At 40.7% G+C, this 19414-nt stretch carries 23 protein-coding genes and 1 pseudogene; 11 read left to right on the top strand and 13 right to left on the bottom strand.

Going from position 1 to position 19414, the window contains the following annotated elements:
* Complete coding sequence (menC, locus tag NYE23_RS25030; RefSeq protein ID WP_341082207.1) at window positions 1-1107, top strand: o-succinylbenzoate synthase; 1107 nt, start codon at window positions 1-3, stop codon at window positions 1105-1107.
* Window positions 1108-1471: 364 nt separating this feature from the next.
* On the opposite strand, the gene NYE23_RS25025 is transcribed toward menC, so the two are convergent.
* The 4 genes from NYE23_RS25025 to NYE23_RS25010 form a co-directional block, all read right to left on the bottom strand.
* Window positions 1472-1624 (bottom strand): DUF1540 domain-containing protein, encoded by a 153-nt coding sequence (locus tag NYE23_RS25025; protein ID WP_341082204.1) that lies wholly within the window; start codon window positions 1622-1624, stop codon window positions 1472-1474.
* Between the two features lie 118 nt (window positions 1625-1742).
* Entirely contained in the window at window positions 1743-2792 is a 1050-nt protein-coding gene (locus tag NYE23_RS25020) for a cytochrome d ubiquinol oxidase subunit II (RefSeq protein WP_341082202.1), read from the bottom strand.
* Window positions 2793-2805: 13 nt separating this feature from the next.
* Window positions 2806-4167: a cytochrome ubiquinol oxidase subunit I gene (locus NYE23_RS25015; RefSeq protein WP_341082199.1), complete on the bottom strand. Its 1362-nt coding sequence runs from the start codon at window positions 4165-4167 to the stop codon at window positions 2806-2808.
* 128 nt (window positions 4168-4295) lie between these two features.
* Window positions 4296-5288, bottom strand: coding sequence for a metal ABC transporter substrate-binding protein (locus NYE23_RS25010; protein WP_341082197.1), 993 nt, complete (start codon window positions 5286-5288; stop codon window positions 4296-4298).
* 287 nt (window positions 5289-5575) lie between these two features.
* On the opposite strand from NYE23_RS25010, the gene NYE23_RS25005 reads away from it, so the two are divergent.
* Window positions 5576-6139: a beta-class carbonic anhydrase gene (locus tag NYE23_RS25005; protein ID WP_076263309.1), complete on the top strand. Its 564-nt coding sequence runs from the start codon at window positions 5576-5578 to the stop codon at window positions 6137-6139.
* Here NYE23_RS25005 and yidD read toward each other — a convergent pair.
* Complete coding sequence (gene yidD, locus NYE23_RS25000; protein ID WP_048011104.1) at window positions 6136-6375, bottom strand: membrane protein insertion efficiency factor YidD; 240 nt, start codon at window positions 6373-6375, stop codon at window positions 6136-6138. The genes NYE23_RS25005 and yidD overlap by 4 nt on opposite strands.
* A gap of 141 nt (window positions 6376-6516) precedes the next feature.
* Here yidD and NYE23_RS24995 point away from each other — a divergent pair, with 141 nt between their 5' ends.
* A complete protein-coding gene (locus tag NYE23_RS24995) occupies window positions 6517-6990 on the top strand; it encodes an S-ribosylhomocysteine lyase (RefSeq protein WP_341082188.1) in 474 nt (157 codons plus the stop codon).
* 28 nt (window positions 6991-7018) lie between these two features.
* Here the strand turns inward: NYE23_RS24995 and cls are convergent, their stop codons facing one another.
* Together cls and ytzI are read right to left on the bottom strand one after the other, a co-directional pair.
* Window positions 7019-8467, bottom strand: a complete 1449-nt coding sequence (gene cls, locus NYE23_RS24990; protein ID WP_341082186.1) for a cardiolipin synthase — start codon at window positions 8465-8467, stop codon at window positions 7019-7021.
* An 87-nt stretch (window positions 8468-8554) separates the two neighbouring features.
* Window positions 8555-8737: a YtzI protein gene (ytzI, locus tag NYE23_RS24985; protein ID WP_341082185.1), complete on the bottom strand. Its 183-nt coding sequence runs from the start codon at window positions 8735-8737 to the stop codon at window positions 8555-8557.
* A 125-nt stretch (window positions 8738-8862) separates the two neighbouring features.
* On the opposite strand from ytzI, the gene NYE23_RS24980 reads away from it, so the two are divergent.
* The 3 genes and pseudogenes from NYE23_RS24980 to NYE23_RS24970 all read left to right on the top strand — a co-directional run bounded on the left by NYE23_RS24980 (window position 8863) and on the right by NYE23_RS24970 (window position 10626).
* Window positions 8863-9300, top strand: a complete 438-nt coding sequence (locus NYE23_RS24980; RefSeq protein WP_341082184.1) for a Dps family protein — start codon at window positions 8863-8865, stop codon at window positions 9298-9300.
* Between the two features lie 156 nt (window positions 9301-9456).
* A pseudogene (locus tag NYE23_RS24975) lies at window positions 9457-10252 on the top strand (IS1595 family transposase).
* 38 nt (window positions 10253-10290) lie between these two features.
* Window positions 10291-10626 (top strand): hypothetical protein, encoded by a 336-nt coding sequence (locus NYE23_RS24970; RefSeq protein WP_341082183.1) that lies wholly within the window; start codon window positions 10291-10293, stop codon window positions 10624-10626.
* A gap of 416 nt (window positions 10627-11042) precedes the next feature.
* Here NYE23_RS24970 and NYE23_RS24965 read toward each other — a convergent pair whose 3' ends face one another.
* Window positions 11043-11300, bottom strand: coding sequence for a DUF6154 family protein (locus tag NYE23_RS24965; protein ID WP_076261833.1), 258 nt, complete (start codon window positions 11298-11300; stop codon window positions 11043-11045).
* A 278-nt stretch (window positions 11301-11578) separates the two neighbouring features.
* Here NYE23_RS24965 and NYE23_RS24960 point away from each other — a divergent pair, with 278 nt between their 5' ends.
* Entirely contained in the window at window positions 11579-11908 is a 330-nt protein-coding gene (locus NYE23_RS24960) for a hydrolase (RefSeq protein ID WP_341082181.1), read from the top strand.
* Window positions 11909-11934: 26 nt separating this feature from the next.
* On the opposite strand, the gene NYE23_RS24955 is transcribed toward NYE23_RS24960, so the two are convergent.
* Window positions 11935-12813, bottom strand: coding sequence for a DUF6612 family protein (locus NYE23_RS24955; protein ID WP_341082180.1), 879 nt, complete (start codon window positions 12811-12813; stop codon window positions 11935-11937).
* A 156-nt stretch (window positions 12814-12969) separates the two neighbouring features.
* Here NYE23_RS24955 and ytkD point away from each other — a divergent pair, with 156 nt between their 5' ends.
* Window positions 12970-13437, top strand: a complete 468-nt coding sequence (gene ytkD, locus NYE23_RS24950; RefSeq protein WP_341082179.1) for an RNA deprotection pyrophosphohydrolase — start codon at window positions 12970-12972, stop codon at window positions 13435-13437.
* Window positions 13438-13464: 27 nt separating this feature from the next.
* Here ytkD and NYE23_RS24945 read toward each other — a convergent pair whose 3' ends face one another.
* Genes NYE23_RS24945 through NYE23_RS24935 form a run of 3 tightly spaced genes read right to left on the bottom strand, consistent with a single transcriptional unit; the run spans window position 13465 to window position 16049 of the window.
* Window positions 13465-14274 carry an ABC transporter permease gene (locus tag NYE23_RS24945; RefSeq protein WP_341082178.1) on the bottom strand — a complete coding sequence of 270 codons (810 nt, stop codon included), beginning with the start codon at window positions 14272-14274 and terminating at the stop codon, window positions 13465-13467.
* Window positions 14252-15031, bottom strand: a complete 780-nt coding sequence (locus tag NYE23_RS24940; protein ID WP_341082177.1) for an ABC transporter ATP-binding protein — start codon at window positions 15029-15031, stop codon at window positions 14252-14254. Before NYE23_RS24940 ends, NYE23_RS24945 begins: the two co-directional genes overlap by 23 nt.
* A 22-nt stretch (window positions 15032-15053) precedes the next feature.
* Entirely contained in the window at window positions 15054-16049 is a 996-nt protein-coding gene (locus NYE23_RS24935) for an ABC transporter substrate-binding protein (RefSeq protein WP_341082175.1), read from the bottom strand.
* A gap of 156 nt (window positions 16050-16205) precedes the next feature.
* On the opposite strand from NYE23_RS24935, the gene NYE23_RS24930 reads away from it, so the two are divergent.
* Together NYE23_RS24930 and NYE23_RS24925 are read left to right on the top strand one after the other, a co-directional pair.
* Window positions 16206-16991: an alpha/beta hydrolase family protein gene (locus NYE23_RS24930; RefSeq protein WP_341082171.1), complete on the top strand. Its 786-nt coding sequence runs from the start codon at window positions 16206-16208 to the stop codon at window positions 16989-16991.
* An 85-nt stretch (window positions 16992-17076) separates the two neighbouring features.
* Complete coding sequence (locus tag NYE23_RS24925; RefSeq protein WP_048007830.1) at window positions 17077-17319, top strand: DUF2584 domain-containing protein; 243 nt, start codon at window positions 17077-17079, stop codon at window positions 17317-17319.
* Window positions 17320-17409: 90 nt separating this feature from the next.
* Here the strand turns inward: NYE23_RS24925 and pckA are convergent, their stop codons facing one another.
* A complete protein-coding gene (gene pckA, locus NYE23_RS24920) occupies window positions 17410-18996 on the bottom strand; it encodes a phosphoenolpyruvate carboxykinase (ATP) (RefSeq protein WP_341082168.1) in 1587 nt (528 codons plus the stop codon).
* Window positions 18997-19214: 218 nt separating this feature from the next.
* Here pckA and NYE23_RS24915 point away from each other — a divergent pair.
* Window positions 19215-19414, top strand: a 200-nt coding sequence (locus NYE23_RS24915) for a DCC1-like thiol-disulfide oxidoreductase family protein (protein ID WP_341082166.1), incomplete at its 3' end; no start/stop codon positions are given.

Raw genomic sequence — 19414 nt, 5'->3', positions numbered from 1 at the left:
ATGGATATAAAAGCAGTTACCTTGTATAAAATTGCGATGCCCCTAAAAACGCCATTTTCCACTCATTTAGGAACTGTTAAGGACAGAGAGGGAATCATAGTTGAAGTAATTGATACAGAAGGAAGAAAGGGATACGGGGAAGGAGTCGCTTTTTCTTCTCCCTGGTATACAGAGGAAACGGTTGAGACGAGCTATCATGTGCTAAAGGAGTTTCTTATCCCCATCTTGCGTAATGCAGATATTAAACATCCTCAAGATGCAGGACGTGTTTTTGATGCCCTGAGAAGAAATCAAATGTCGAAAGCAGCCCTGGAAACGGCTTTATGGGATTTGGCTGCCAAAAAAGAAGATATTTCTCTTTCTAAATTTATAGGCGGTAAGAGGGAACAGATCCTATCCGGCGTGGTTGTTGGCGCCAAAACAAAGGCAGAAGTAAGAAGCCAGATTGAAAACTATCTGGAAAGCGGCTATCAAAGGGTCAAAATAAAGATCAGCCCCGAAAATGATTATGAATTGATCTCAGAAATCCGCCGCTATTACCCCGATCTGCCAATCATGGCTGATGCTAATTCAGCTTACTCATTGGATGATTTAGACCATTTAAAAAGGCTTGATGACTTCGGGCTTATGATGATTGAACAGCCGCTTGAATATGATGATATTGTTGATCATGCAAAGCTTCAGAGGGAATTAGAAACACCGATCTGCCTTGACGAAAGTATTGTTACTTTTAATGATGCCAGAAGAGCTGCCGAACTGGGAAGCTGTAAAGTAATTAATATTAAGATTGGCCGGGTTGGAGGCTTAGGGACAGCAAAGAAAATTCATGACTATTGCCTGGATAAAGGGATCGCAGTCTGGTGTGGAGGTATGCTCGAGTTTGGAATCTCGCGTGCACATAATATTGCGCTGGCTTCTCTGGAGGGCTTTTCCATTCCCGGTGATATTTCGGCATCAGAAAGGTATTGGGAAGAAGATATTATACTCCCTGAAGTCACCGTAAAGAACGGGACGATAAAGGTTCCGGATAAACCGGGAATTGGTTATGAGATTAATGAGAAAAGACTCAGTGAAGCTACAATCTCAAAGGAAAGCTTTGTCTTGTAGAGAAAACCGCAGTTCATTTGCAGAACTGCGGTTTTCGTTTGACTGCAAAAAAAAATAAGGCGCATCGCAGCGCCTTTTATAATCAATTATTGAGTAATTTCGTCTTTAATAAATGAATCTTCTTTAATGGCAAAGGAGCTTAATCCAGCAGCAGCGGCAAAAGCAGCTCCAAGCAAAATAACGGTTGATAACATATGTATCACTCCTATAAGTTGTTGTTATTCTATACGTTCCCGGTAAAAAAAATAATAAACCTATTATTATTAAAAAAAAGCGATGCAACAAATGCACCGCTTTTGCAGTATTTAGAAATTGGGAATGGAACTGCCGGAATTCGACAAAATCCGAGCGGTACCTGTTACCATTAATGAGGCTCAAATGTTTTGCAGTCTGTTTCTTTTGTGTTGTCTGCCGTTTCGCCAGTATGGCTGACTACGTATATCTGGTCAGCACTGCAGCGGTTCCCGCTCTTCCAGAAAGTGCAGTTGTTAACTTCACAGAGTACGTCTTTTGCCATTTTCAAACACTCCTTATCAGAAAATTGTGACCACATTGATATTGACAAATTTCAGGAACATGTCACTTCTTTATTTTCTGCAGTGCTTTTTTGTTCAGTCATGGCATTTGCAGGAATATCATGCCGGGTCTTTGGTTTGTTTTTGCCGAAGATATCGTTTGTCGTTCATGAAAAGGCTCCAAAAGTATATGAACCCGGGGAAAAGGATAAGGAATCCTGCGATATAGGTGGCAAATATGGCCCGGAATGAGCTAGGATCAGTAAACGCAGAAGCAATAGTCACTTCAGGGTATACGATATAGGGAAGATGTGCTTTTCCATATACATAGCTGGCAGCAAGGTATTGGAGGGTTATGGAAATAACCGCCAATCTGGGAATTCCCCTAACTCCTTTTTTGTTTACGGATGGAAGGAACAGAGCAAGCCCTCCTATTAGAAACAATCCAAGAGACAGCAAAAGCAAAGGCATATCATCTATCATCTTTTCATAAATCCAAAATGCTTCTCTTTTCAAAGTAAACATAATAAGTAATGCCATTATGATTGAAATTGGACCAAGCACTATTGCATCCCTGCGGTATACAGAGTATGCTTCCATCTCTTCCGAAGCTTTTGAGTAGTCGGCAAGGAGAAGGGAAGACAAAAACAAAGTGCTGCTGATTGCAAAGCCGATAAAAGCATATACGTTAGGGCTTGTAAAAAGATGCATCAGGTCCAGAGATTGCCTGCCATCACTAAATTCAACAAAGTCTCCATGGGTGATGGGCAAAACGCTGATCAGCAATCCGGGGATAAGGATTCCGGATAGGCCTGAAATATAAGTGAGCGGCTTCCTGTATTCTTCAGCAATGTTGGAAAATACCAGGAATGCACTGCGGATCGCCAGTAAGAGCAATATGATGCTGCCTGGTATTAAAAGTACAGTTCCCAGTGTGTAGGTTGCAGTCGGAAAAAGGCTATAAACTGCCACTACAATTGCGACGATAAAGGTGTTTGTCACTTCCCAGGTAGGCGACAAATAGCGGTTTGCCACATTTGTCGCCTTTATTTTGGGCCGATTAAAGTAAATCATGGACCAGAAGCCTGCGCCAAAATCCATTGTCGCCATAACCGCGTATATGAAGACGAATCCCCATAACACAGTGATGGCCAGTAATTCTTCCGCCATTGGATTCACTCCTTCATGTGTTTGATCCGTATAGAGGAACGTTTTTCTGTTCGGCTCTATTTATGTCATCGATTACAGTATTCTTTTTAAAGTAATAAAGCATAACAAACACAACTGCTACTCCAAGTACTACATACACGAGGGCAAAAAGAATAAATAAAATCCCCAGATTCTCAGCTGTCGTAACAGAATCAGCGGTGGACAGCACCCGGTAGATGGTCCAGGGCTGACGGCCGGTACAGGCAAATACCCATCCGAATTCTATTCCAAGAACTGCGAGCGGGCCAGAGGCAACAAATGCCCACATTAGAAACCGCGGGAAATGGTCTCTTTTCAAGAATTTGTTCCATACAAAAGCAATAAGAGATAATAATATGAGCAATGAGCCTATTCCGACCATCGCATTAAAGAGAGTATGGACAAAAAGCGGAGGCCATTCTTCTTCAGGAAAATCATTCAGCCCCACTACAACGGTGTCAAAGCTGTTGCCCGCCAAAAAGCTTAGTGCCCATGGAATTTCGATTCCCCACTTAACCCTCTGTGTTTCACGGTCTGTAAATCCACCGATCGCAAGTGGAGCATAGGATTGTGTTTCAAACAGCCCCTCTGCTGCTGCAAGTTTTTCCGGCTGGTATTCATGCAGGTATTGAGCCGATTCATGTCCGTTTATAGCCGTTAGAAAAGAAAAAATTCCGCCGACAATCACACTCAGCATAAGTGCTTTTTTATGAAAGTTATATACTCTGGTTCCGAATGGAGTTCTCAGCATTTTAAAAGCAGCAACTGAAGCTACAACAAATGCCCCTGTTGTATACGCTGATAGTGCCACATGGCCAGCTGTAACGATAAAGCTTGGGTTAAAAAATGCAGCCCATGGGTCCACATCGACAATTTCCCCATCGACAATCCTGAATCCCTGTGGTGTTCCTTCAAATGCGTGAACATTGGTTATCAGAACAGCAGAGGCGAAAGCGCCAAGAGCAACCAGTACAAGGCTTGATATACGCATCCATGGTGGGATTCTTTCGGCCGCATACACATAAATTGACATAAATAAAGCTTCAATAAAGAAAGCGTAGATTTCAATCTGGAATGGCAATGCCATTACCTTACCGATAACCTCCATAAAACCAGGCCATAAAAGGGAAAGCTGAGTCCCTGCTATGGTTCCTGTCGGAATTCCTACTCCAAGCAGCACTGCAAATGCCTTGGTCCATCTTTTTGCCATAATGACATAATCAAGATCCTTCGTTTTCTGGTAAAGAAGTTCCGCTGTCAGCATCATCAGCGGCAAGCCAACTCCGATTGTTGCAAAAATAATATGAAAGCCCATTGTAGTCCCGAATAAAGACCGCGCAATCAATAAATCACTCATTGCTTTTTCATCCCTTCAGTTTCTTCAATGGAAATAGTTTCTACAAAAAACAGACAACTATGTAAACTTTTCCTGAATTTGCTATATTAAGAAACGAAAAAACCTCCCAATGCGGGAGGTTAGTGAACTTATTCATTTAGCGCTTTTTTCAATGAAGCCAAATTATCTTCCATAAGTGTAAAATATGTTTGATTTTCTTTTATATTTTCTTCTGTAAGGACCGATAAATTATGAAGCATTAATGGTTCTGCGCCAATTTCCTTTTGCAGAATTTCAGTCAGTCTTGAGCTGACATTTTGTTCAAAAAATACATATTTTAAATCATGTTCTTTTGCTTCAGCTATGATTTTCTGCAGTTCTTTCTGAGTAGGCTCGCTGGAAGAATTTAAACCGGATACACTGATTTGATCCAGACTATATCGTTCCTCCCAATAACCATATGCTGCGTGTGAAACGATGAATTCCTTATGCTTTGCACTTTGAGCTGTCTGTTCAAAATCATTATGAAGATTATCCAGCTCCTGGGCAAGCTCCATATAATTTTGTTCAAACTGCTCTTTCTGATCAGGCATCTGTTCCACTAAGGCATCCTTAATTGCTTCCGCCAATTCTTTCGAGTATAAAGGATCAAGCCAAACATGTGGGTCGATATCTCCATGGTTATGATCATGGTCCTCTTCAGATGATTGTCCGTCAGCATGTTCATCTTCATGCTCAGCTTCATCAGCATGTTCTTCATGTGCAGGATCATGATTTACATCTGAGTGGACAAACTCAATATTTTCTCCAGCGGCGACCATTTTAACATTCTCATTTTTCAATGTTTCTTTTGCCTTTTCCACAAAACCTTCAAGGCCCAGTCCTATAAAAATAAATAGATCTGAATCAGCCAGCTTCATCATATCTTTTTGGGAAGGTTCAAAGGTGTGTTCATCCGACCCCGGCGGGTAGATGGTTTCAACTTCTATCGCTTCTCCTCCGATTTGTTCAGTAAAGTATTGAAGTGGATAAACCGTTGTATAGACCATTGTTTTATTGCTGCTTTCCTCTGTTTTATCACCTGTACAGCCAGAAAGAACAAGGATTAGCCCTAGAATATATATTAAAAATGCCTTTTTCATTTTTTTCCTCCTTTTATAAAGCGTAGTTATTACGATTTAAAAAACGGACCATATTTTAAAGAATGTTTATAAGTATGGTATTAATACGTAATCATTACGATTTCCTTAGTTATCTTACAAAATTTCCAGATAAAAAGCAAGGAAAAAAATTTGTTCGGAGCACCTACTTTATGTATCATAATTATAGAGGCCAGTGAAGGTCTTTATTAGTATTGACATTTTTTTCAAGTATGGGAGCAATAGCTCTTACAATCAAAGTATTCACAAAAAGACAGGGAGTGGAACAATTGAAACTTTTAGAAGAGATCTTAAACCATAACCAGCAATTTGTTGAAGAAAAAAAGTACGAAGAATTTGAAACAACGAAATTTCCTAATAAGAAAATGGTTATTCTGACTTGCATGGACACACGTTTAGTAGAACTTTTGCCAAAAGCGCTTAATGTAAGAAACGGTGATGTGAAAATCATTAAGAACGCGGGAGCCTTAGTAACCCATCCATTTGGAAGTATTATGAGAAGCATATTAATAGCTGTTTATCAGCTGCAGGCGAAAGAAGTGTTTGTTATTGGCCATCATGACTGCGGCATGAGTGGAATGAAGGCTGATGCGGTTGTCAGCAGCATGAAGGAGAGAGGCATTACTGACGATGCACTGGATACGATGACATACTCAGGAATCGCTGCAGATGATTGGCTAAGAGGTTTTGAAAATGTAGAGGATAGTGTATCCCATAGTGTACATATGGTGAAGAAGCACCCGCTGATGCCGGCAGATGTGCCTGTGCATGGGCTTGTTATTCATCCTGGCACAGGCAAGCTTGACCTTGTAGTGGACGGATACGAGGGTTAATTCTTTTTCTTTTTTGGCCATTGCTCTGGAACCAGGTCGACACCGCCCGGATGAAGGGGATGGCATTTAAGGATCCGTTTTATTGTCAGCCAGCCGCCCTTGAAGGCGCCGAATCGCTTAACTGACTCCAGCCCATAATGAGAACATGTCGGATAAAACCGGCATGTAGGAGGCTTGAGCGGGGAAATCACAATTTGATAAAAACGAAATATTGAAATGAGAATTTTTTTTAGCATGGCATTACCTTTCCCACTTAAATCATATTTTCTTTTAAAATAACATATTATCATGAAAAAGTCATAATTTTCATATTAATTTGATGAATTTAGTCGGATATTATGTTATAGTAAAAGGAAAACTTTAGGGGAGTGTATTATATGCCTTCAGTAGAAAGTTTCGAGTTGGATCATAATGCTGTAAAAGCGCCTTACGTGAGGCACTGCGGTGTCCATAAGGTGGGCAGTGACGGATTAGTGAACAAGTTTGATATCCGGTTCTGCCAGCCAAATAAACAGGCGATGAAGCCGGATGTCATACACACACTTGAGCATCTGCTTGCGTTTAATATCCGTACTCATGCAGAGAAATATGACCATTTCGACATTATTGATATTTCCCCGATGGGCTGCCAGACTGGCTATTATTTAGTCGTAAGCGGTGAGCCGTCAGTTGAAGAAATAATTGATCTGCTGGAAGCTACAATGAAAGACGCGGTTGAAATTGCCGAAATCCCTGCTGCAAATGAGAAGCAATGCGGGCAGGCGAAGCTTCATGATCTTGAAGGGGCAAAGCGTCTTATGAGGTTCTGGCTGCAGCAATCGAAGGATAATTTGAAACAGGTTTTTGCATAAAGAAAACGGGCTGATTTTTCAGCCCGTTTTATAGTATTGGCGATAGGAGCCTTGAAATGGATTCTTTCAATTTTATTTTCAATGCCCTATTTCTGTAATCTTCTGCAGTCAGGTTTGTTGAAAGCTGGACATCTTCCTTAAAGCTCTCAGTCAGTTCTTTTGAAACTTCCTGATCGTAAATAAAAGCATTTACTTCAAAATTGAGCCTGAAGCTTCTGACGTCTATATTCGCAGTTCCTACCGATGATACTTTTTCATCCACAATCAGTGTTTTTGCATGTATGAATCCATTTTCGTAAACAAAGATATTTGCATTTACTTTTAGCATTTCCCCGATATAGGAGTAAGTGGCCCAATAAACAAACATGTGGTCAGGTTTATTCGGAATCATAATATTCACTTCCACACCTGACAATGCAGCTATTTTCAATGCATCCAGCAGGCTTGCATCAGGAATAAAATATGGAGTTTGGATATAAATAGACTTGCGTGCAGATGAAATCATTTTTATATATCCATTTTTAATTTGTTCCCATTCGGAATCCGGACCGCTGGTAACTATCTGCATCCCTACGCTATCCTGAGACTCGCCCAGCGGAAAATACTCAGGAGCATAGAAAATGTCATGGCGGTTGGAAGCCTGGTTCCAGTCCAGGATAAAGCGGGTCTGCAGGGAATGGACAGCACTTCCTCTAATTCTTAAATGGGTATCACGCCAATACCCGAACTTTGGATTCAGCCCGAGATATTCATCCCCGACATTGAAACCGCCAACATACCCAATCCGGCCGTCAATTATGGCAATTTTCCTATGGTTCCGGTAATTGATTCTCAAATTGATAAAATGCAGCCGCGAAGGGAAAAAGGCCTCAATTTCTCCGCCTGCCGCAATCAGGTCTTTAAAAGCCCTTTTATGCAGGCTTCTTGAGCCAAGTTCATCATAGAGAAGTCTGACTTTGACGCCTTCCCTGGCCTTTTCCGTTAAAAGATTGATTAAGCTTTTCCCCAGGTTGTCTCTCTTGAAAATATAATATTGCAGATGGATATGATCGGTTGCACTTTTTATATCTTCTATAAGCGAATTGAATTTATCTTTCCCGTCTGTGAAAATCCTGATCTCGTTATCCTGGGTCAATACCGCATCATTGTTCACAAGGTGCATGTAGATAAGGTCTTTAGAGTTTTCAATGATTTCATTTCGAAAATGGAAATCCTTTTCTTTAATTCCTCTGATTTGATTGTTCAGCAGTTCATCGATTCCAATTTTTTTGCGGTCTTCCCATTGGAACATCTTTCTTCGGGTTAAGTTCTGTCCAAAAAAGAGGTACATGAAAAAACCAAGAAGAGGAAGAAAGAACAAAACCATGAGCCATGCCCATGTGGCGCCTGCATCCCTCCGCTCCAGAAAGATAACAAATACTGCCAGGATAATGTTTAATACTAAAAATACTGTAAGCATCATGGAGTATATATCCATCTTAATGTCCTCTCCACATGTATATTTCCGTCCTTTTAAAAAGAAAACCTCCGGCTGTACGGAGGCTGTTTATATAATAGCGTATGCTTACGAACGGGTTTGGTTATCTTCTCGCTCCTCTTTAGCCTCTTTTTGTTCCTGCTCGCTGTCAGGAAGCGGATCAATTGGGTCTACCGTGTGCTTGAATTGGTAAGCCTTTGATGTGGTAATAACGCTCAGCAGCAGAACCACAATCACGATTATGATCGATATGACTAATACCGTATACATATTTCTCCCCCTTTTCACCAATATTCTACCATGAAAGCAACTTAATAATGAAAAATTTCGCCATGGCCTTGTACAGGTTTTAATTCTGCTACTATGGGTATTCTATTGTTGGGAGGATGATTATTATGAGTAAAGAATTAGTAAAAGCTGTTAACCAGCAAGTAGCAAACTGGACAGTTCTATATGTAAAGCTCCACAATTACCATTGGTATATTAAAGGGAAAAACTTTTTTACCCTTCATGCGAAGTTTGAAGAGCTTTATAATGAAGCGAACGTTCATGTAGATGAACTGGCTGAGAGAATTCTTGCTCTTGAGGCTAAGCCGGTTGCTACGATGAAGGAAGTTCTGGAGACCAGTTCCCTTAAAGAAGCGACAGGAAACGAAAATGAAGAACAAATGGTTCAATCTGTCGTTGACGACTTCGAAAAAATGGTGGACGAGCTTCAGGAAGCAATCGAGCTTGCAGAAGAAGCCAAAGATGAAGGAACAGGCGACATGCTGATTGCTGTAAAGCAAAGCTTGAAAAAACATATCTGGATGCTTAAAGCATACCTTGGATAATAAACAAAGACTGGCTGGATAGCTGGTCTTTTTATTTTTTAGGCTCTGTTAAATAGCTCTGTTGATATTCGAATAAAACGAACTGTTGTTCTGTAATATAAGAAAAAGGACAAAAGTGAGTGATTTCGAAGGGCATTGGCAGACATTATATAGGAGATTCAAAAGCTAAGCTCGGCAGACCAATACCGTTTAAAAGAGTTTTTTGCCAAATCACTTGCCTCTTATTCTGCAAGTGAACCTATTTTTAAAGAGGTATCGGAACAAAAACATAAAGATGGTTACACTTGTACTCACTGCCATTCGAATAATGTTGTCCTCTTCGGCAAATATTCAGTTAAAGTAGGAATGAAAACGATGGACCGAGCGTTATCGCTGTATCGTGGAAATGGACGAGACCTATTTCCTATACTCAGAAAAAGGTAAGCGTACAATAGATGGACGTAAACCTCGCAAACGTGGTGGTTCTGGTTCTTCTAAATATCGAGGAATTAGTAAGAACAAGTTTGTGTTCTTATCGCAAGAGACCGCCAGAAATCAACATATTCCAAAGTCCTTGGTCAGGGACGTATTGTTAAATCCCGTTTAGACAAGGCAATTGGTTCCAAATTATCGTCTTCGAACATTCTTTGCACAGACTCCTGGAGAGCATTTAAGACTTATGCTGCTGAAAAAGAATTAGAGCATTATCGCTTTAAATCTGATGGCAAGGAAAGGGTTAGAGGTCTTTATCATATCCAAAATGTAAATAACTATCACAGCCGTTTAAAAGGTTGGATAGACCGCTTCAACGGTGTGGCAACTAAATATCTAGACCATTATTTGGGCTGGTTTCAATTTCTGGACGTTATCAAGCATCGCAATGACAATACAACTATCATTAAAATGATTATTGAAGGTTGTCTGTACTCAACAAACGTATAATAAGCTCAGGGTATCGTCTTATCATTTATAACACGAAATAAGTTATCAGACATAAGGAGGGAGATACCAATGTGTGGTATTGATTTTGTTATTGGTGTGACCGATAAAGAAGCATCAAAAGCTGAAAGGTATGTAAAGTTTGAAGAAGAAACACACAATTATCTAACAAGAGAAACAAATAAAAATAAAAATTTTAGCTTGCTTATAAATTTGGACAGATATAAACAAACCGTTTTATACACTAATGAAATCAATGAATTAATTTTAATATGCGAAGAGCTATTAATGAAATACAAAATGGAATCTGAAACCGAACAAGCAATAAGAAACTTTGCACAAGAATTGAAAGAATTATGCGAAGAAGCGATACAAAAAAAGAAACATATTTATGCCATCGGAGATTAATATATTATTCCCAATAAACTTTTATAAGAGAACAGAAAGAACCACCACAAAGCGGTTCTAATAATTTTCTAATTATCAACATTATTGATTAACAGAGCCATTTTTTAAAGAAAATTATATAATCGCATGAATTTATCTGCGTCTAGCTTCATCGCCAACCCCCTCGAGGTCACAAGCTTGTCTTGTGCTTGAGGCCCCCAGGACAAGAAGGCTTCGTCAGCATAAACATCGCACGACCAAAAGCGAGCTTTTGGGAGGATGGGGATCATGCAGACGTTGCCACAGGACGTGGCGCTCTTAGTCTTCTTTCCTTCGTGATAAAGGTGCTTACGCTTTTGTTCTGAAAAAATAAAAAAAGCGGCTTCACGCCGCCTTCGAGTATATGGATCGTTATTCTAAATTCGGATATGTATAGTTTAGTGTATGTTCCGGTGGTGAATGATCGGGCTTCTGCGCTGGCCGTAATTTTCACTGGCAAATTTGCCTTTTAAGCTCTCAATTAAATAAAGCCCCATTAAATCATATAATTCCTGATTATCAAGGTCCTTGATAATATTCAGCAGGTCTTCTCTGTTCATTTCTTCTAAGAAGGCAAAAGCGAGCATATCAATATCCTCTTCATCACCCGTAAGCTTATTCCTGTAAAGTTCATATAGCTCATCAATCAGTTTCATGATAACACCTCCTTAAAAAATACTCCGGTTTTCTATAGTATACTTAATTTAATACCCCTGATGCAGAAAAATATTCACCCCGTGTAAATTGAAAAGAGACTTCCAATTGTTTAACTTAGTATATGTCAGCTTAAGTAGATTGATCGTAATTTTGTATAATTTTATCATAAATGTGGGATACGATAACTATAGAAATGAAAAATATCGTGCAATATAAAGAAAAACTACCCGGTGTTGAATCTGCGTCACAGCAATGAACAAAAAAGGGGCTGACAGGATTGGAAGGAAATAAAAAAACGTATTATATAACACTTGGTTCGGGTGAGATTTCTCAAAGCGCCACTGACTCCACCTGGAATTATAAAATTGAGGCAAATGATGATGAGATTATTGCCTTAAGAGAATATTTTGACCAGAACTATTCGACAGAATGGCAAAATTTTTTCAGAGCCCATGTTCCTTATGTTCAATACCATTATGACCGTGAAAACGACGCCTATGATGAAACAATGAAAAGAATATATGGGATGATATATGATCTTGGAGATGATGATGCTAAAAAGCATATTGAAAGCATGGGAATCCTGACGGAAGAGGAACATAAATAAAAAGCTGAGGCGGCGCCTCAGCTTTTCTACATTTCCATTTCCACAGCTGTATCAAGAACTTCCTGTGGAACAGTAATATCCTCAACTTTATTATAGTTTGAGTATTGGCCGTTCATGTTCTGTTTCATGGAGATTTTTTGGCCTTCTGCCGTGATTTCCATGTCCATAATCATATTCAGCACGCTCGGGTAAAAAGTTTCTTTATCAATCACAATTTCATATTCCACGCTATTGATGTTCATGTTATCAAGCATCTCACCATTGGCGGCCAGTTCGGGCGGGAGAGTTTCTGCTGCCGTTTCCTTCACGAAATCATTAAATTTTTCTCCATCGGCTTTCAGTTTCAGAATATAGCTTTTAGCGTCCTGTTCAAAGGTGAAATCGTCCACAAACTCCTGCAGTTTCTTCAATTCCTCACCAGGATTTGTCTGCTGGCTGGACATTTGAAGCAAATCATCAGACATTTCTTTAGGGAACTTCATCCACTGCTGACCGGCTGCATCATAAAGAAACATGCCTTCTTCCGTAAAATAGCTTTCAATATCATAAGTTTCTTCTGCGCCTGCCATTGACATAGTCATCTTCTGATAAAAAGCCATCGGATCTGTTGTGACATCCATATCAATGACAGAATCGATATTCATATTTTCCCCTTCAGCACCAGAGCTCATTTCCTGGTTCATATCCATTTTTACTGAGAAGCTTTTCAGTTCTTCCGAAGCCTCAGTTGATTTCTTTAAAACTTCCTCCAATGTCATTTCAGAAGATTCTTCTGTTTTTGCTTCTTCCTTTTCTGTGCCGGCTGCTGATTCATTTACAGGCTTCGCCGTTTCGTTACATGCAGTCAGCATTAAAATCATAAAGAAGCCGGTAAGGATTGCGAGAGATTTTTTCAAGATATACACTCCTCCATATTATGTTAGTCAGCTAATTTTACGGAAAAAAAAGGAGAAAAGTTTCAAAAAAATGTAATTTGATACTTTAGCCCCAGAAGTTTTTAAAAACTTGAATAACCTTTATAATGGAAGCATCAAAATTTATTTATCGAGTGAGGGAATAGCATGGAAACCTTTTTGGATGAAAACGGCGGGAAAGTGCGCTTTTCTTTTAATAAAAGAGCATTCGAAACAGAGCCTGAACATGTTCTGGTCATTTGCCGCTATGGTGACCAATGGCTGCTGACGAATCATAAAAAGAGGGGATGGGAATTTCCGGGCGGTAAAAGAGAACAGGGTGAGTCTCTTGAAGAGGCAGCCAGAAGAGAAGTATATGAAGAAACCGGAGCAGACTTAAATAGTCTGCATTTTATTGGCGAATATGAAGTTAACTTGGACAAAGAGCGTTTTGTCAAAGCTATTTTTTTTGCAGAGGTGGAAAACCTCAACAATACAAATCAATACTTTGAAACAAACGGTCCCATCCTGACAGGGGAAAACCTGCTTGAAGACAGATGGAACAGTCAATACAGCTTCATCATGAAGGATAAAGTAGTTGAAAAGAGCCTCGAAAAAATTTTGAAGGAAAAATAAAAAACGGCATACGGTTTGCCGTTTTTTTTATGAACCATTCTTAATTAGTTTTCTCTCCAGGAGTTCAACCAGCTGATACATCACTGTTGCAAAAACAGCGATTACAAGCAATGAAAGCATAACAAGGGTGAAGTTAAATACTTGGAATCCGTAAATAATCATGTATCCAAGACCTTTTGAGGATACAAGGAATTCGCCGACGATCACCCCTACCCAGGATAACCCCACATTCACCTTTAATGTTGAAATAATGGTCGGAAATGAAGCAGGCAAAATGGCTTCCCTGAAGATTTGAAATCGATTAGCCCCAAAGGTTTGAAGCACTTTAATATAATTGGGGTCTACTTCTTTGAAAGATGTATACACGACAATGGTTGTGATGATGATCGAAATAATCGCACCCATGGCAACGATCGAAGTAAAGCTCGGGCCTAAAGCGACGATTAAGATAGGGCCAAGAGCAACCTTTGGCATTGAATTCAGGACAACCAAATAGGGATCCGCTATTTTTGAAAGCATTGGTGACCACCAGAGGATGGCTGCCAGGAATGTGCCTAAAAAAGTGCCCAAAATGAATCCAAATACGGTTTCAGACAAAGTGTAGCCTAAATCCACCATCAAGGTGCCATCCTGTATTTTGGTTAAAAATAATCCCCATACTTTAGAAGGTGCACTGAAAATCAGCGGGTCAATCCATTGCTTTTGGCTCGCCAGCTCCCATCCTGAAAAAAACACGATAAAGATGACAGCCTGATAGAAGCGGACCCACTTCTTTTCGCGGTTCAGCGACCGGATATACTTCTGGTGGAGGAATTTAACGTTCTCCTGCGGGCTCAAGGGACTCCAGCTCCTTCCATATAGTTTGAAAAATCGCTGGATATGCTTCATGATTTCTTGCGTTAAAAGGGGTTTCATCTCTTAATTCTTTTGGTATGACAAATGTCTTATGAAGCTGTCCGGGCCTTGCGGAGAAGAGAAAAACACGATCACTCATGCTGATTGCCTCACCAATATCATGTGTAACCAGTATGGCTGTCTTTCCGAAAGATTTAAGCGTGTCAGAGACCAGATCCTCAAGCTTCAGTTTGGTTTGATAATCCAATGCGGAAAAGGGTTCATCAAGCATAAGCAGCTTTGGGCCGGTTGCAAGTGTTCTTACAAGGGCAACCCGCTGGCGCATTCCGCCTGAAAGCTGCTTTGGAAACTGTGACTCTACACCTTTTAGTCCCATCTCCTGAAGGAGCTTCAGTGCATAAGCTTTTTTGTCAGAAGTAAGGCTATTCCCGATTTTCAGCCCCAGCAGTATATTTTCTTCTATGTTCTTCCAGGGAAAAAGATAATCCTGCTGAAGCATATAGCCAATTTCATTTTCTGCTGTTTCAACCCGCTTTCCTTCAAGTGTGACAGTGCCTTCTGTGGGTTCAAACAAGCCCGCTATGATGGAAAGCAATGTTGTCTTACCGCATCCGCTTGGACCGAGGAAGGAAACAAATTCTCCTTCCTCCACTTCAAGCGAAACATCGGAGAGGGCCGTGACAGCAGAGGTTTTCGTAAAATAAGTGTGGTGGACAGAATCAACTTTCAGAAAATCCATGTCGGCCTCCTCTTTCGTTTAGTTACTTCATTACCCCTTCAGCAATATCTGTGTTGACAAGTGTGCCATGCTCTATGCGCTTAGGGAGCTCTCCTGCTTCTTCCATAATGTTCTGCAGGTTATCCCATTCTTCAGTATCCAGAATAGGATCTGTTGCAAAAGACCCCTGACTCTTATAGCGGTCTACTACCATTTCAATGATTTCAAGCTCGGTGTTGTCAAAATATCCTTGAATAGCTTCTGCCGTTTCTTTCGCGCTATGATCCTCAACCCATTGCTGTGCTTTATAAATCGCTCTTGTGAATTTCTCAACAGTTTCCTTATTTTCATCAATATAGCTTTGTTTTGTCATGAATGTGGTATAAGGTATATGTCCTGATTCGGTTCCAAAGGAAGCAACAATATATCCTTTTCCTTCTTTTTCAAATACACTTGCAGTAGGTTCAAAAAGCTGAACAAATTCACCGGTGCCGGAAGCGAAGGCTGGAGCAATATTGGCATAATCAATATTTTGGATTAAATCCAAATCCTGGTGCGGATCAATGCCATGCTTTTTCAATACAAACTCGCCGGCCATCTGCGGCATGCCGCCTTTACGCTGCCCGAGAAATGTTTTGCCTTCCAGCATATCCCATGAAAAGTTGTCGATTTTATTCCGGGAAACCAGGAATGTTCCATCCGTTTGGGTTAGCTGTGCAAAGTTAATGACCGGATCATTGGAGCCCTGAGCCGAAACGTAAATGGAAGTCTCTGAACCTACAAGCGCAATATCAGCGCTATCCGACAGCAGTGCGGTCATTGTTTTATCTCCGCCGGCTGTTGTTGTAAGCTCTACTTTAAGCCCTTCTTCTTCAAAGAAACCTTTCTCAAGGGCTACATACTGTGGAGCATAGAAGATGGAACGTGTCACTTCAGCAATACGGACAGTTTGCATTTCATCCTTTCCGCAGGCTGCCAAAGGAACGGTCAGTATCACTGCAAGCAAAAGAAGCATGCTTGTTTTCATCCATTTTTTCATAAGTCATAAGACCTCCCTTATGCTAAAAAAGTCAGTTTAAAAAGCCTAGGATATCGTATGAAAATCGAAAAAATGTGTGAATGCCCATGGAAACATTTTTAGAGGAAGGTCTAAAAGCTCAGACTAAAAGGAAGCCTCAAGAGGGAGGATGAGAACATGAAATTCAGGAACGGCCAAATCATCAATAAACAGAGATTCCCTTCGCCAAATCCGGCAATCGAATTATCTGTTGTTACCTATCAGGCAAATGGATTACATATAAAAGGCCTGCTGGCAGAGCCAAAGGGGGAGGAGCTATATGATGGATTCCTTTACCTGAGAGGAGGCATAAAAAATGTCGGGAAAGTAAGACCTTCCCGGATTGTCCAGTTTGCCTGTGAAGGTTTTATTGTATTCGCGCCATTTTACAGAGGAAATCAAGGGGGAGACGGAAACGAAGACTTTGCAGGGGAGGACAGACAGGACGCATTTGCTGCGTTTACCCTTCTTCAGGAGCATGCCCGGGTAAAAAGAGTTCATATTTTTGGTTTTTCCCGTGGCGGCGTAATGGCCTTGCTTACTGCAATCGAGTTTCCGCAAGCCGCGTCCATTGTAACATGGGGAGGGGTGAGTGATATGTTTCTCACCTATGTGGAGCGCAAGGATCTCCGGAGAATGATGAAACGGGTAATCGGCGGAACTCCGACAAAGTTTCCGGAACGGTATAAATACCGCACCCCGCTTTTTCAATTGGAGCAGTTGCAGGCGCCTGTCTTAATCATTCATGGAGAACAGGATCACAATGTTTCGGTGGAGCATTCCTATCGCCTCGAAAAAAGGATGAAGGCTCTTAATAAAGAAGTGGATAGCTGGTATTTCCCTGAATATACCCACTACTTTCCGCCAGCCGTGAACCGGAAGACGGTAGAGGATTTAGGTGCGTGGATGAAAAGTCATGAATAACAGATGATTTTCGCCTAAAAGCTTTCAGAGCGGAAAAAGGTGGGGTAAAATAGAGGAAAGTATAAAGAATGAAGGAGAGACACCAATGGGTATGCCTTTAGAGCTGAACACAATGATCGTTACAAAAGGAAGGGAAAAAAGGCTTGATGAGAATTATTTTTCACTTGTCAAAGAAGGTTACAGATTATATCCACTCGATATCCCGGTCGAAGTGAAAAGAACAATTGACGGTGACCTGAACGGAATGGGAGTCATCAGAAAAGTGGAATGGGAAAACAGTCAGACACTCATTACTTATCAGCTTGTTTCTTTAAACTCAACAAACTAGTAGAGCGCCTGGACATAGTCCGGTGCTTTTTTTTATGTGTTTCTGCAAACTAAAAAAAGAATTACCGCGCAAACGGCAATTCTTTCTCTATTATGCGATTGGTCCGCCTTTTTCTTCGATGTCAGATGAAACGCTTGTAAACTTCTTGAAGTTTTCACGGAATTTAGCAGCAAGCTCTTTTGCTTTCGCTTCATAAGTAGCCTGATCGGCCCATGTTTTGTTTGGCTGAAGAACTTCATCAGGCACTCCTGTAACGTGCTGAGGAATTTCCAGTCCAAAGATTTCGTCCTTGATTGTTTCTACGTTGTTTAATTCACCTTCTAGTGCAGCTTCCACCATAGCACGAGTGTAGGCAAGCTTCATGCGTTCGCCGACTCCATACTCTCCGCCAGTCCATCCTGTGTTTACAAGGAAGACTTTTGCGTTATGCTCATCGATTTTCTCGCCAAGCATTTCAGCATAACGATTTGCAGGAAGCGGAAGGAAAGGTGATCCAAAGCATGTAGAGAACGTTGCCTGCGGTGATGTAATGCCGCGCTCAGTTCCTGCAAGCTTGGATGTATAGCCGCTTAAGAAATGGTACATTGCCTGCTCTTTTGATAGTTTAGAGATTGGAGGCAATACGCCAAATGCGTCAGCTGTTAAGAATACGATTGTATTAGGATGTCCGGCAATGCTTGGGTCAACGATATTATCGATGGCCTGAAGCTGGTATGCCGCACGTGTATTTTCAGTTAAAGTGCTGTCATCGTAATCTGCAACGCGGGTTTCGCTGTTTACCACCACATTTTCCAGCACAGCTCCAAAGCGGATTGCATCAAAAATTTGCGGTTCTTTTTCACGGGATAAGTTGATGCATTTCGCGTAGCATCCGCCCTCAATATTGAAGACTCCATTCGCAGACCAGCCATGCTCGTCATCACCGATCAGCTTGCGATTCGGATCTGCAGATAAAGTTGTTTTTCCAGTTCCGGATAAGCCAAAGAATAAAGCCACATCACCTTCACGTCCAACGTTTGCTGAACAGTGCATCGGAAGGATTCCGTTTTCTGGAAGCATATAGTTCATAACAGAGAAGATGGACTTTTTCATTTCACCTGCATATTCTGTCCCGCCAATTAAAACAGTGCGGCGCTCGAATGAAATGATAATGAATGTTTCTGACTTTGTGCCGTCAACAGCAGGGTCTGCTTTGAAATTAGGCGCAGAAATGACAGTGAACTCTGCCTGATGATCCAATAGCTCGTCTTCTGCCGGACGAATGAATAACTGGTGTGCAAAAAGGTTATGCCAGGCATATTCGTTGATCACCTGAATAGGCATGCGGTGTTTTTTGTCAGCACCAGCGAAGCCTTTGAACACAAATACTTCTTCTTTTTCTTTTAAGTAATTGATTACTTTATTATAAAGATTAGAGAATGCTTCTTCAGAGATGGGCTGGTTTACGCTGCCCCAGTCCATTTTATCTTTATTTGATGCTTCTTCAACAATGTATTTATCTTTAGGGGAACGCCCTGTATACTTTCCTGTAGTAGCGCGTACAGCCCCGGTGGAAGTAAGGGACCCTTCATTGCGGTTTAAAACTTTTTCCACAAGCTGAGGAACGGATAATTGCACTTGAATGTTGCTGCCATTTAATAATTCACTCAATTCGTTTGATATGCTTACAGAGTTCATCTGATGAATACCTTCCTTTTTCCCGATTTTTTTATGAAAGTGATTACATCTCGAAATTAGTATAACACATTGAAATGATTAGTCTATACTATTACGAAACTTTTTTGTCTCTGTTATTAAATTGTCACAATTGGATAAGCTATCCACTTTGATTACCTTATAACCGATATATGCTATTATAGAAGAAAGTGTTAATTTTACCATGGGACTGATCTAAAATGAAGACAATTGCCCTATATGATGGAACATGTTCCTTATGCAAGGAAACAAAAAGAATCTTTAAAAAACTCGATTGGCTGAATAAAGTGGAATGGATCTCCCTGCAGGAATATGAAAAAATGGCGGATTCTTTCACATTTTCCAGACATGATTTGCGGAGGGAGCTTCATATTATTACCCCCTCGGGCAGCGTGAAAAA

This window comes from Cytobacillus sp. FSL H8-0458, from assembly GCF_038002165.1.
Lineage (GTDB): Bacteria > Bacillota > Bacilli > Bacillales > Cytobacillaceae > Cytobacillus.
This window is presented reverse-complemented; position numbering and strand designations above follow the sequence as displayed.

Excerpts from the sequence above, each read along its gene's own strand:
- menC (WP_341082207.1), top strand. The coding sequence starts at position 1 with ATGGATATAAAAGCAGTTACCTTGTATAAAATTGCGATGCCCCTAAAA.
- NYE23_RS25025 (WP_341082204.1), bottom strand. The coding sequence starts at position 1,624 with ATGGCAAAAGACGTACTCTGTGAAGTTAACAACTGCACTTTCTGGAAG.
- NYE23_RS25020 (WP_341082202.1), bottom strand. The coding sequence starts at position 2,792 with ATGGCGGAAGAATTACTGGCCATCACTGTGTTATGGGGATTCGTCTTC.
- NYE23_RS25015 (WP_341082199.1), bottom strand. The coding sequence starts at position 4,167 with ATGAGTGATTTATTGATTGCGCGGTCTTTATTCGGGACTACAATGGGC.
- NYE23_RS25010 (WP_341082197.1), bottom strand. The coding sequence starts at position 5,288 with ATGAAAAAGGCATTTTTAATATATATTCTAGGGCTAATCCTTGTTCTT.
- yidD (WP_048011104.1), bottom strand. The coding sequence starts at position 6,375 with ATGCTAAAAAAAATTCTCATTTCAATATTTCGTTTTTATCAAATTGTG.
- NYE23_RS24995 (WP_341082188.1), top strand. The coding sequence starts at position 6,517 with ATGCCTTCAGTAGAAAGTTTCGAGTTGGATCATAATGCTGTAAAAGCG.
- cls (WP_341082186.1), bottom strand. The coding sequence starts at position 8,467 with ATGGATATATACTCCATGATGCTTACAGTATTTTTAGTATTAAACATT.
- ytzI (WP_341082185.1), bottom strand. The coding sequence starts at position 8,737 with ATGTATACGGTATTAGTCATATCGATCATAATCGTGATTGTGGTTCTG.
- NYE23_RS24980 (WP_341082184.1), top strand. The coding sequence starts at position 8,863 with ATGAGTAAAGAATTAGTAAAAGCTGTTAACCAGCAAGTAGCAAACTGG.
- NYE23_RS24970 (WP_341082183.1), top strand. The coding sequence starts at position 10,291 with ATGTGTGGTATTGATTTTGTTATTGGTGTGACCGATAAAGAAGCATCA.
- NYE23_RS24965 (WP_076261833.1), bottom strand. The coding sequence starts at position 11,300 with ATGAAACTGATTGATGAGCTATATGAACTTTACAGGAATAAGCTTACG.
- ytkD (WP_341082179.1), top strand. The coding sequence starts at position 12,970 with ATGGAAACCTTTTTGGATGAAAACGGCGGGAAAGTGCGCTTTTCTTTT.
- NYE23_RS24940 (WP_341082177.1), bottom strand. The coding sequence starts at position 15,031 with ATGGATTTTCTGAAAGTTGATTCTGTCCACCACACTTATTTTACGAAA.
- NYE23_RS24935 (WP_341082175.1), bottom strand. The coding sequence starts at position 16,049 with ATGAAAAAATGGATGAAAACAAGCATGCTTCTTTTGCTTGCAGTGATA.
- NYE23_RS24930 (WP_341082171.1), top strand. The coding sequence starts at position 16,206 with ATGAAATTCAGGAACGGCCAAATCATCAATAAACAGAGATTCCCTTCG.
- NYE23_RS24925 (WP_048007830.1), top strand. The coding sequence starts at position 17,077 with ATGGGTATGCCTTTAGAGCTGAACACAATGATCGTTACAAAAGGAAGG.
- pckA (WP_341082168.1), bottom strand. The coding sequence starts at position 18,996 with ATGAACTCTGTAAGCATATCAAACGAATTGAGTGAATTATTAAATGGC.